This window comes from Helicobacter monodelphidis (genome assembly GCF_003288845.1).
Taxonomy (GTDB): domain Bacteria; phylum Campylobacterota; class Campylobacteria; order Campylobacterales; family Helicobacteraceae; genus NHYN01.
Window position 1 is genome coordinate 18,053 of the sequence record NZ_NHYN01000022.1, and the last position, 12,027, is coordinate 30,079.

The 12,027-nt window shown below is 36.0% G+C and carries 9 protein-coding genes and 1 pseudogene; 3 read left to right on the top strand and 7 right to left on the bottom strand.

What is annotated here, in order from left to right; translation table 11 throughout:
* Positions 1-51 precede the first annotated feature (51 nt).
* The gene (locus CCZ01_RS08525) at positions 52-3,126 is read left to right on the top strand and encodes a type I restriction endonuclease subunit R (RefSeq protein ID WP_112052799.1); all 3,075 of its coding nucleotides are present in this window, start codon (positions 52-54) and stop codon (positions 3,124-3,126) included.
* A 147-nt stretch (positions 3,127-3,273) separates the two neighbouring features.
* Here the strand turns inward: CCZ01_RS08525 and CCZ01_RS08530 are convergent, their stop codons facing one another.
* The 4 genes and pseudogenes from CCZ01_RS08530 to CCZ01_RS08545 all read right to left on the bottom strand — a co-directional run bounded on the left by CCZ01_RS08530 (position 3,274) and on the right by CCZ01_RS08545 (position 6,225).
* Positions 3,274-3,651, bottom strand: coding sequence for a cyclophilin-like fold protein (locus tag CCZ01_RS08530; RefSeq protein WP_258437161.1), 378 nt, complete (start codon positions 3,649-3,651; stop codon positions 3,274-3,276).
* A 107-nt stretch (positions 3,652-3,758) separates the two neighbouring features.
* On the bottom strand, positions 3,759-4,940 hold the full coding sequence (locus tag CCZ01_RS08535; RefSeq protein WP_112052800.1) for an alcohol dehydrogenase catalytic domain-containing protein: 1,182 nt from the start codon (positions 4,938-4,940) through the stop codon (positions 3,759-3,761).
* A 249-nt stretch (positions 4,941-5,189) separates the two neighbouring features.
* Positions 5,190-5,759, bottom strand: a complete 570-nt coding sequence (locus tag CCZ01_RS08540; protein WP_112052801.1) for an NAD(P)H-dependent oxidoreductase — start codon at positions 5,757-5,759, stop codon at positions 5,190-5,192.
* Positions 5,760-5,792: 33 nt separating this feature from the next.
* Positions 5,793-6,225, bottom strand: a pseudogene (locus CCZ01_RS08545) ((R)-mandelonitrile lyase).
* A gap of 403 nt (positions 6,226-6,628) precedes the next feature.
* Between CCZ01_RS08545 and CCZ01_RS08550 the strand changes: the two are divergent.
* Positions 6,629-8,146 carry a peptide MFS transporter gene (locus tag CCZ01_RS08550; RefSeq protein ID WP_112052802.1) on the top strand — a complete coding sequence of 506 codons (1,518 nt, stop codon included), beginning with the start codon at positions 6,629-6,631 and terminating at the stop codon, positions 8,144-8,146.
* 29 nt (positions 8,147-8,175) lie between these two features.
* Positions 8,176-9,948 carry an aminopeptidase P family protein gene (locus CCZ01_RS08555; RefSeq protein WP_112052803.1) on the top strand — a complete coding sequence of 591 codons (1,773 nt, stop codon included), beginning with the start codon at positions 8,176-8,178 and terminating at the stop codon, positions 9,946-9,948.
* 615 nt (positions 9,949-10,563) lie between these two features.
* Here the strand turns inward: CCZ01_RS08555 and CCZ01_RS08565 are convergent.
* The 3 genes from CCZ01_RS08565 to CCZ01_RS08575 are packed head-to-tail and all read right to left on the bottom strand — an operon-like array spanning position 10,564 to position 11,892.
* Entirely contained in the window at positions 10,564-11,031 is a 468-nt protein-coding gene (locus CCZ01_RS08565; protein WP_112052805.1) for a 2OG-Fe(II)-dependent halogenase WelO5 family protein, read from the bottom strand.
* Positions 11,028-11,285, bottom strand: a complete 258-nt coding sequence (locus tag CCZ01_RS08570; protein ID WP_112052806.1) for a hypothetical protein — start codon at positions 11,283-11,285, stop codon at positions 11,028-11,030. Before CCZ01_RS08570 ends, CCZ01_RS08565 begins: the two co-directional genes overlap by 4 nt.
* Complete coding sequence (locus CCZ01_RS08575) at positions 11,278-11,892, bottom strand: LysE family transporter (protein WP_112052807.1); 615 nt, start codon at positions 11,890-11,892, stop codon at positions 11,278-11,280. Before CCZ01_RS08575 ends, CCZ01_RS08570 begins: the two co-directional genes overlap by 8 nt.
* Positions 11,893-12,027: the final 135 nt, after the last annotated feature.

Here is a 12,027-nt window from a genome sequence, read left to right on the forward strand (position 1 = left end):
CATAATAACAAAGTAAAATAGTGGTAGATTTTCATAAATAAAAGGAATAAAATGAATGAGCTTGTATCGCAAAATGATAATAGCACGATTATAGCGCACTATATCCCAAGCACAAGAGAGCGAAAGGGTATGCAAAGTGAAGCAGAGCTTGAAGCAGAGTTTATAAAGGATTTGCAAAAACAAGGTTATGAATACATCAGCATAGATTCTATACATGAGCTAGAATCTAATCTGAAAGCTAAGCTAGAAAAGCTTAATCATATTACATTTAGTGCGAATGAATGGGCGAGATTTTATAAGACATTCATTGTAAATCCTCAAAAAAGCAAAGCTGATAAAACAGCTATGATTCAGACAGATTATTATTTTGAAGTATTAAGGCGCGATGATGGTAGCGAGAAAAATATTAAATTTATCGATAGAGTAGATATTTATAAAAATGATTTGCAAGTTATCTCACAAGTTAAAAACAATGAAGGAAGCTTTAAAAACCGCTATGATGTAAGTATTTTAGTTAATGGTTTGCCCTTAGTGCATATCGAGCTAAAAAGACGAGGGGTTAATCTCAAAGAGGCGTTTAACCAAATCAAACGCTATAATAAAGAGAGCTTTAGTGCGGGGAATGCACTTTTTGATTTTGTGCAAATTTTTGTTATCAGTAATGGCACACTCACGAAGTATTATAGCAATAGCACAAGGCAAAAAGCTGAAAACAATAGGGCAAAAAATGATAATTTTGCTTTTACTATTACTTTTAGCGATGCGAGAAATAAGGCTATTTTGGATTTGGTTGATTTTACAAAGACATTTTTTGCAAAACGCACTTTGCTTAATATTCTTACAAAATATTGCGTTTTTAATGTAGATAAAGAACTGCTTGTAATGCGTCCTTATCAAATTGTCGCAAGTGAGAGGATTGTCGAAAAAATCAATTTATCGCATAATCATAAACTTTATGGAAGCAAGGAGAGTGGTGGATATATCTGGCATAGCACGGGAAGTGGCAAGACTCTTACTTCATTTAAAACTGCCCAACTTGCGACAAAACTATCTTTCATCAAAAAAGTATTTTTTGTCGTAGATAGGAAAGATTTGGATTATCAAACGATGAAAGAATACGATAAATTTCAAAAAGGTGCAGCAAATAGCACAAAAAACACAAATGAGCTTAAAAAATGTATCGAAGATAGTGAGAGTAAAATTATTATCACAACTATTCAAAAACTTTCAATTTTTGTAGAAAAATATCAAGATTCTAAGATTTTTGATGATGAGGTAGTATTTATCTTTGATGAATGCCATAGGAGTCAGTTTGGGCAAATGCACAGACAAATCATAAAGAAATTTAAGAAGTATTATATCTTTGGATTTACAGGCACGCCAATATTTGCAGAGAATGCCCCAAAAGGTAAATTCGCTACAACAAAGACTAAAAATATTTTGGGCGAAGATGAGATAAAGGCTACTCAAGTAACCACTGAACTTACTTTTGGCAAACAACTGCACTCTTATACAATTCTCAATGCCATAGCTGATAAAAATGTCCTGCCCTTTAGGGTGGAATACCACTCTACAATGAAAGAAAAAGAAAATATTGATGATGAGCAAGTATGGGGGATAGAGCAAGAAAGTGCATTAAATAATAGTGAGCGAATAAATAAGATTGTAAGTTATGTTTTAGAGCATTTTAACCAAAAGACAAAACGCAATCAAAGTTATGCCTTAAAATATATGCTTCATAATAAAATGGGTAATGAGGAGCTAAAGAGTAAGCAGGTAAATGGCTTTAATGCTATTTTTGCTACTTCGAGCGTAGATGCAGCAAAATTGTATTATGATGAGTTTAAAAACCAACAACAAAATAAAGAAAATCCACTAAAAATTGGCTTGATTTATAGTTATAGTGAAAACCCCGATTTAGATGAGATTGATGAGGGGGCAGGGAGTAAGGATTCTAAAGAGTTTTTAGCACTTGCACTCAATGATTATAATCAAATGTTTCAATCAAATTTTAGTTTGACAAATTTTGATGAATACTATAAAGATATCTCAAATAAGCTGAAAATCCAAGAACTTGATTTACTTATCGTAGTGAATATGTTTTTAACCGGCTTTGATTCTAAAACTATTAATACACTTTGGGTCGATAAAAATTTAAAACATCACGGGCTTTTACAAGCATTTTCAAGGACAAATAGAATCTTAAATAGTATTAAAACTTTTGGCAATATCGTATGTTTTCGGAATCTCGAAAAGGCTACAAATGACAGCTTAAAGCTTTTTGGCGATAAGCAGGCACAAAATATTATATTGCTTCGTTCTTTTAAAGAGTATTTAGAGGGATATATAGATGATGATGGTAAGCATATTAAAGGCTATAAAGAGCTTGTAAATGAGCTAAAAGATACATTTGATTTTTCAAATTTTCCGCTTAAAAGCGATAGCGAGAAAAAGGAGTTTGTCGCGTTGTTTAATGGGATTTTGAAACTAGAGAATATTTTGAATGCCTTTGATGAATTTGCAGAAAATGAGATTCTAAGTGAAGCAGATAAGCAAGATTATAGAAGTCATTACCTTGCGATTTATGATGAGCTTAGGAGCGATAATGAGAAAAAACCAATCGATGATGATGTGGTGTTTGAAATTGAGCTTATCAAACAAGTAGAGGTAAGTGTCGAATATATTTTATTTTTGCTTGAAGAATACCATAAAGAACAAAAAAGTGAATATAAAGAAAAAATTATTAAAAGTATAGAATCTAGCGTAAGTTTGCGTAATAAAAGCGATTTATTGAAAGAATTTTTGGCTGTGATAGAAGTAAAAAAAGATGAGGAATTTGAAGTGCTTTTCAAAAATTTTATCAGCACAAAATATAGTGAGGAACTTAGAGTAATGGCTCAAAAAGATGGACTTGATAAAGAAAAAGTAAATAATTTTTTATCAAATGCTTTTGACATTCAGCAGTTTAGGGATTTTGGGAAAGATATTGATGATATTCTTCCGCCCATTCCTCTTTTTGCCTCAAGTAAGGAAGAGGAGGAAACAAATAATGCAAAAAGAGAGGAAATTATCTATAAGCTTAAAGCTTTTTTTGAGAAATTTAGAGAATTTAGCAGTATATTTTAGGTTTAAACACAAAAGGAAACTAGCCTAGAATCTCACAAATATTACAAATGTTTGCGAGATTCTAGGCTCTTAGATTACACTTTGCAATTATAAATGATGAGAGTTGCTATCAATCAAATGGTTTTAAAAATGGTAAAAATATTGCAATTATTTGTCATTATTTATATCAATCTTCACCCAAAAATCCTTTTTCAAAGCCTTGAATTTTTCTATATCATTAGGATTTGTGAGCTTACCAAGCAAGATTAAATCACTTGAAGCAGGTTGAATCTCATAAAAGATTCCGATATTTCCCCAAGGCTTGTAATAGAATAAATCCCCAATTTGAGGTTGATATGCCCTATCTCCTTTTGCCCTAAGTGCCTTTGGTAGTCCCGCACGAGCGATTTTTTCTTTCCTTGCAAAGTCGCTAAACTCTAGTCTTAAAGGGAGCTGTGCGAGAAATTCCTTTGCCCCCTCGCTATGAGCAAGTCTCAATTCCACGCTTTGTCCCTCAAACTCAAATACAATGATTTCATTTGCCATCAATCCTCCTTGAAAACATATCAATAAAATTGCTAAGATTCTCATTTTTTGCATTAAACCCTTCATTAATCCTCCTAAATTTCTCTCAAATTTCTCTCAAATTGCACCTAAATGCTCGCACTATCTATCACATAGCGATACCTTGCCTTTTTCTCTAGCACCTTTTGCCACGCTTTATTTATCTCTTTTGCCTCGATAACCTCTATCTTTGGATAGATTTTATTTTTCGCACAATAATCCATAACTTCTTGTGTCTCTTTCATATCGCCGATGAGCGAAGCGGTGAGATTCACACGACTTTGAGCTAGTCCAAAGTTTGAGAGTGCAAGTTCGAATTTTGCAGGCATTCCTACTTGCGTAAATGTCCCAAAAGGCTTTACGCAACTTACATAACTTGCCACATCAAATTGCACTGGAATCGTGCTTATCATATAATCAAGTTTGCCTTTATATGCGTCCAAAGCTTGAGTATTTTTCAAAGCGTCTTCTATCACGATGACTTCACTTGCACCAAAGCCTTTAATGTCGGCGACTTTGTCCTTTGAGGTGGTAAAGGCATAGACTTTCGCACCCTTGCTCACTGCGAGTTTGATAGCGATATGTCCTAGTCCGCCAATCCCTGCGATACCGACTTTATCGCCCTTTTTGATTTGGTATTTCATAAGTGGCGAATAAGTCGTTACCCCCGCACAAAGCAAAGGCACAGCCTCCTCAAAGCTGATATTTGTAGGGATTTTGATAGCAAAATGAGAATTGACTACGATATGCGTGCTATATCCGCCTTGTGATATACCTGTCGGCTCTCGTTTATCCACAAAACCATAAGTAAAAAGCGTGTTTTTATCGTATTGCTCATCACCTCTTACACCCTCAAAATTATCCACCATACAGCCGACCCCAGCCCTATCACCGACTTTGAAGTTTTTGACATTTTCGCCCACTTGCGTAACAATGCCTACGATTTCATGTCCGGGAACTTGCGGGTAGATTTGCTTCCCCCAATCGCCTTTGATTTGATGAATATCGCTATGGCAAATACTTGCAAATTTAATTTCGATGAGTATATCATTTTTGCCCACAGCCCTACGCTCAAACTCATAGGGCTTTAACACACCACTTGTATCGAATGCCGCCCAGCCCTTACATTTGATAGGTTTATTTTGGGTAGGCTTACTCAAAGGATTTGAAGCATTTGCACCAAAAAGATTTACGCCACCTAGTGCCACAGCACCACCAACTATCGCGGTAGTTTTCATAAACTCGCGTCTTGAATTTGAAGAATTATTCATAGATTTTCCTTAAGAAATCTAAAATGTTTAGAATCTAAGCCACATAAGCCTAAAAAGCATAGCTTCATCGTTGCATTTGTGTGATTCTGAAGCCAAATAACGCTTCAGAATCTATGGTTTAGATTCTCATATTGAAATTGTAAATGATGAGAGTAGCTATCAGTCAAGAGTAAAATTAAAAAATATTTTTACTAAATACTAAAAATTATAAAAATTTTAAGTATTTAACATATGTATTCTAAAACATTCTTATTGCTTAAGTCTTTCAATAAAGGCTTTTTTATAATTTTCTAATTCACTTATATTAACATTTTCAAAAACAAGCGGAGGTAAATATCTCATTCCACAATGCAAAGCACTAGCTTTCATAGGTAAAAACAGATCAGCAAGCTCTACTCCAACCCTACCATTTTTTCCATAAGTAGATCTACCTCCTCCAGCAGTAGAAACAACTAGCATCTCTTTTCCTTGCCAAAGTCCTGGACCCACACTTCCCCAAGTTTCATTAAGATAAGCTTTCATCATAGGAGTAATATTAAACCAGTGAGTCGGAAATAAAAATACTATTCTATCGTATTCATATGTGATTTTTCGTTCTTTTTCTCCATCAATTGCTCGTGTATCATAACCATAAATGCTTTCTAAGTTACGCACTTGAGTCCCCTCAACACCTTTTGCAGCCTCTTCTAAAGCTTTAATGAAAGTGCTTTGTTCTGGATAAGGATGAGAAGCTATAATAAGAGTTTTTATATGAGTTTTATCATTTGCAAAAGCGTTGATAAAACATAAAAACATACTTAACAATATTAGTTTTTTCATTTTTTTCCCTTTATGCTCATAATAAAAATGACTCTACTGATCAAATTTACTTGCTTTTTTAAGAGCATTTTTATACTCTTCATCACTGACTTTCTCAAGCCACACGACATTCTTGCCATTCACCTCACTTGTAAGTGCGATATGTGCACCACTTTGAGATTCACCTGCACCATGCCAATGTTTTACATTTGGCGGACACGAGATAACATCGCCCTTGTGTGCGACTTGCACGATACCACCTTGCGTACCTGTGTAGATTTCGCCATCAATCACGATGAGCGTTTGTCCTTTGGGGTGAGTGTGCCACGCACTGCGAGCTTTTGGAGAGAAACTCACTAAACCACCGCTAAAGTCCCGCCATTCATTTGCTTGAAACATCATTTCGACTTTCACTTTGCCACTAAAGTTTGCTATCACCTTTGAAGCTTTCTAAACTCCCTTGCTTGATGAGTTCTTGTTCTGCCATTCTTTGCTTTGTTGTGTCGTTTGCTTGCATATTTACTCCTAAGATTATTGCAAGTATCACTATTTTTGCATTCATTGTGCTTCCTTAAAATATAACTGAAAGAATCTAAGATTCTTGTGTGAAATTATAAATGATGAGAGCTGCTCTAAGTCAAGGGAAAAAGGAAATTTTAGAGAAATTTAATTATATTCACTAAAAATGCAAATTAATATTGACATATAATGTAAAATTTGGTATAAATTTAGAATTTGTTAAAAAGCTTCATAATTTTTAATATAAGCTAAATCAAGGGTTAATGCGTCAAATAGCCAAAAGTTTTTTACGAGAAAGACTAAAGAAAAGATATATGCTTGGTGAATTTAGCAGAATAATATTTTGATGCTAAGCTAGAAATGGAGGGGAAATGAGCAAGAATACCGATATAAACACATCGTTTATGGGGCACCCTAAGCCATTGTTTAGCTTGTCGATGACGGAGGTTTGGGAGCGGTTCTCTTTCTATGGAATCCGCCCCTTGCTCGTGCTATTTATGGCGGCTGCAGTGAGTTCGGGTGGCTTGGGAATGAGCAAAGAAGATTCCGCTGCAATTGTGGGAATCTTTGGGGGATTCTTATATCTCGCGACATTGCCGGGTGGCTGGCTCGCAGATAATTGGCTAGGGCAGAAAAAAGCCGTATTTATCGGGGCTATTATCATCGCATTTGGGCATTTATCTATTGGTCTAAGTATGTTTAGTGAGATTATGTTTTTCTTAGGGCTTGCACTCATCGTCATAGGCACAGGATTATTTAAGACCTGCTCATCGGTGATGGTAGGTATGCTATATAAACAAGATGATGCGAGGCGGGATTCTGGATTTACTATCTTCTATATGGGGATAAATATTGGGGCATTTATCGCACCACTCATCACAGGTATTGTCCAAAAGGAATATGGTTGGCACTTGGGCTTTGGTATTGGTGGGCTAGGAATGCTCCTATGTCTAGCGATATTTTATTTTAAAACAATAAAGGATTTTGAAGAATTCCGCGATAAAGTCGGGCTAGAGCAGGATTATGACAAGCCGATGGTAGAGAATAAAAACGTATTAAAGGTAATTATGTGCAGTGTCATCGCCATACTTGCCTTTATCGTGTTCATCGTCGTACTTGGGCATTATGGAGTAATTGATTTATCCCCTGCAAGCCTCGCTAAAAAAATGGTTTTTGTCATCGCTATTTGCACTACAATTTATTTCTTGTATCTTTATTTTTTCAGCCATCTTAATCGTGATGAAAAGAAGAATCTCATCGTGTTTGTGATACTCTTTTTTGCCGCAGCATTTTTCTGGTCTACTTTCGAGCAAAAGCCCACTTCATTCAATCTCTTTGCGCAAGATTTCACTGACAGAGTGATTTTTGGTTGGGAAATCCCTGTCGTGTGGTTCTCATCGCTTAATCCGCTATTTATCATCATCTTTGCTCCTATCATCAGTATGATTTGGATTCTGCTCTTAAAGAAAAATATCGAGCTTAGCTCGATGAGTAAATTCGGTTTAGGTGTGTTTGGTGCAGGAGTGGGTTTTGGGATAATGTTTCTTGCCTCAAAAGTTGTGCTTGCCAGCGATGGTGGGCTAGTCTCGCCATTGTATCTTATCATTGCACTTTTATGCCTCACGCTAGGCGAGCTGTGCCTTAGCCCTGTGGGGCTTTCGATTATGACAAAAATTGCTCCAAATGTTATCAAAAATCAAGTGATGGGGCTGTGGTTTGTGGCAAGCTCACTTGGGAATATCATCGCTGGGCTTATCGGTGGCGGTGTGAGTGCGGACAATATCGAACATTTGCCAAATCTCTTTGGGCAATGTATGTGGGCACTTTTTGGGACTGCCATCGTGCTATTTTTCCTAAGGAAGCCGATTTATAAAATGCTTGCACATTAGAACCTTAAAATAACTTCAAAGGAGAAGAGATGACAAATACACGACTAGAAGCCCTAAGGGAGAGAATCCACCACCATAAAGTCGATGCGTGTTTGATACTCACTGCCGACCCACACGCGAGCGAATATCTCGCGGGATTCTGGAAATGCAGAGAATATGTGAGCGGATTTAGTGGCTCGGCTGGCTCATTGCTTGTCTTGAAAGATAAAGCGTATTTGTGGGTTGATGGGCGCTATCATATCCAAGCACAAAAAGAATGCAAGGGGAGCGGGATAATCCTCCAAAAGCAAGATAACAATAACACCTTTATGAGCTTTATCAAGAATGAATTGAGCGAGAAAAGCACTCTTGCACTTGATTTTAGGACACTCTCACTTAGCCTCAAACACGAGCTTGATGAGATAATGAATGCCAAAGATATGAGGCTTACTAATCTCGATTTAGTCGGCGAGATTTGGGAGGAGAGAGCACCTCTGCCAAGGAGCGAGATTGTGGCACACAAAGAGGAATTTTGTGCTTCAAGCACCGCAGAGAAACTCGCCTATATCCGCAAGGAAATGCACGCATTAGGTGCGAGTGCTCATCTCATCTCAAGTCTTGATGATATCGCCTACATCACTAATCTACGCGGGGCTGATGTGGAGTACAATCCTGTATTTCTCGCACATTTAGTGATTACAGATAGTGAAGCATTGCTATTTACCAATGTAGCACAGGTGCGTAAAAATCTCACTCTACAAGGTATCACGCTCAAGGCGTATGATGAAATCGAGCCTTATTTACGTGAAATGAAAACCTCCGTATTGCTATTAGATTCAAGCAAAGTTGTTTGTAGTCTCACAGAATGCTTGAATCGCAATATTGTGCTAGTGGATTCGCCCAATCCTAGCACACTGATGAAAGCCTGCAAGACGAAGAGAGAAGTCGTGCATATCAAAAATGCGATGATAGCCGATGGTGTGGCACTATGCAAATTCTTCGCGTGGCTAGAGGAAGCACTTAGTGCGAAGATGGCGATAAATGAAGTTGATATAGACATAAAACTCACCAAATTTAGGGCAAAAAATCAGCTTTATACGCAAAATAGCTTCGCAACGATAGCAGGATTCAACGCTAATGGTGCATTGCCTCATTATCGTGCAAAGAAGAGGGATTGTGCGAAGATAAGTGGTGATGGATTGCTGTTGATAGATTCTGGAGCACAATATCAAAATGGCACGACAGATATCACACGCGTAGTGCCGATAGGGCGGGTTTCAAGTGCACAAAAGAGGGATTATACACTAGTGTTAAAGGCACATATCGCGATGACACAAGCGGTATTCCCCAAAGATATCGCAATGCCGATGCTTGATAGCATCACAAGGAATGCACTTTGGAGAGAGCATATCGATTATAAGCACGGCACGGGGCATGGAGTGGGGTATTATCTCAATGTCCATGAAGGACCGCAAGTGCTGTCATATTATGCTTTACCATCGCCAAAAAATCGCGTGAAAAAGGGTATGATAACCTCTATCGAGCCGGGAATTTATCGTGAGGGCAAGTGGGGTGTGAGGCTTGAAAATCTTGTGCTTGCTTGTGATGTAGCTAAACCTAAAGAATGTGAGTTTGGCGAGTTTCTGTGCTTTGAGGTGCTAAGCCTCTGTCCGTTTGAACCCTCGTGTATCGAGAAAAGTCTCCTAAGTGATGATGAAATCAAATGGATAAATAGCTACCACAAAAAGGTATTTAAAGCTCTCTCTCCACATCTTAAAGGCAAGGCACACCGCTGGCTTAAGGCAAGGACGAAAGCTATATAATGAAAAATTATTACCACTACTAAAGAACTTCACTACACTCGTTTTGTGAGCCGATAAGCAATGATGATTGCATAGATTGTCACTGCAAATCGCAATATATATCATGGGTAATATTAGGAATATGTTTTATTATCGTATGGTTAGTCTTTCGCACTAGCATTTTGGGGAAAATTTAACGATAAAGGAAACAAAATAGGTATAGAATCAATTATCATATGTATAAATGGAGCATCACAGGGCAAATCTTATCAATTCGTGTAAGCTTTGGTAGAGTGAGCAAAGTGAAGAGCACTACATTGCGAAGTATAGATTTAGAGGGGCTTGATATTGCTACAATGTTAGCTATAAATCTTAGGATAGAGTCCCCAAAAAAGGTAAGAAAATTAACACTGAAAGATAATATATTTTCACAGCAAAAGGTGTAGTTGTCAGTGAAGGTCATAATCAAGCAAAAGCTTTTGAATTAGGAGCTGATCTCTTTGTCAATTCGCACTATGAGGTTGGTTAGTCTAGGTATGCTTTCAGGTATGCAGTGTATTTAAACTTTCTTAATCCTAACTCCAAATACACAGCTCGTTGCTATCATCCACACAACACCTATAAAACTTGACATAGTTAACCTATGTCCCTTTTAACTCTTTTTACAGCGTGTAAATAACCAGCATTAAACAATACTATTTCCCCTAATTTTGGCTTATAATCTATACTTTTAAAAGAAATTTTATTTCTATCAAGTCCGTAGCTTAATTTTTCATCCTTATGTTGCAAATTTTTATATTCCTCATCACTTGGTTTCAAATCCCAAAGTTCCATCTCTCCTCCTTCATCAGCAACACTTAAAAAACAATTAAAAGCAATTTGTTCTTTGATGGGTAATTTTTGCCAAAGTTCATAATCATCTCTCCTAAAAATATCTTGATGTGGTTCTATGCTAGAATCTTCGCCTAATACCCTTACTAAACCAGAAAATGCCTTATGATCTTCAAAAATAGCCCTTTTACACCCCCCATTCCATATAATATCTAAATAAGAAATTATATAATCAATTGGCGAAATATATGGAAAAGTTATATTTTTAATCAAAAGATTATTTTATTCGCATTTTTATAGTATTCATTTTTAAGAATCGCATTCCCTACACTTTCATAATAAGCCATACCTATCCTTGCTATCAATGGAGCATTATGATAATGCCCTATTTCTTGCTTTAATACATTCTCCTTCCAAGAATTAATTATTTTTTCACCAAACATACATCCTAAAGAGCAAAAATGTGGCTTGCCATAAAAAAGCTCGTCTACATCTTCCTTGCTTAAATTTTTCACATTTTTAACCATTTACAAACTCCTTATAAAGATTAATAAATAAATATAGCACAAAGCCAATAAAAACAAAAATACAAATAAAATCTATCTTTTTAGAATGCTTCAAATATAGATTTTTGATATTTGAACTTGAAAAGAAAAAAGCTATGATTAAAAAATACAAAAAACTCTCCACCACTAACAAAAAAACAAGAAAACTAAGATTCAAAAAATGATAAGAAAAATCGAGGCTTGAGAAAATACTACTAAAATAAAATAAGGCTTTGACATTACTAATATTTGTCATAAAGCCCCTAATAAAAGGCTTGTCTATATAGCTTAAACTTTTAAAACTTTCTTTTTGCTTCAAATTCTTTAACAATAAATAAGCCAAATACAATAAATAAGATGCACCCAAAAGAGTTAATAAAATCTTCATAAATGGAAAAGCTTCAAAAACAATCTTTAAACCACCTAAAGATAAAACAATCCAAACAAAAATAGCCAAAGAAACCCCAAAAACAACCCATAATGCCTTCTTAAAATTTGCTTTTAGAGCATAAGAACTCACGATAAAGAAATCAGGTCCAGGGAGCAACAAGGCAAAGAAATGAATAAATAAAATAGGTAAAAAATCCAACTAACTACCCTCAGACTAATATAAGAACTATACTACTTTTTTCTAAAAAACATCAAATACAATACACCCCTTTGGCATACCAAACTACAGAACAAAATCAGAAAGAATATATGAAAGTAAAAAATAGCTCAAGAA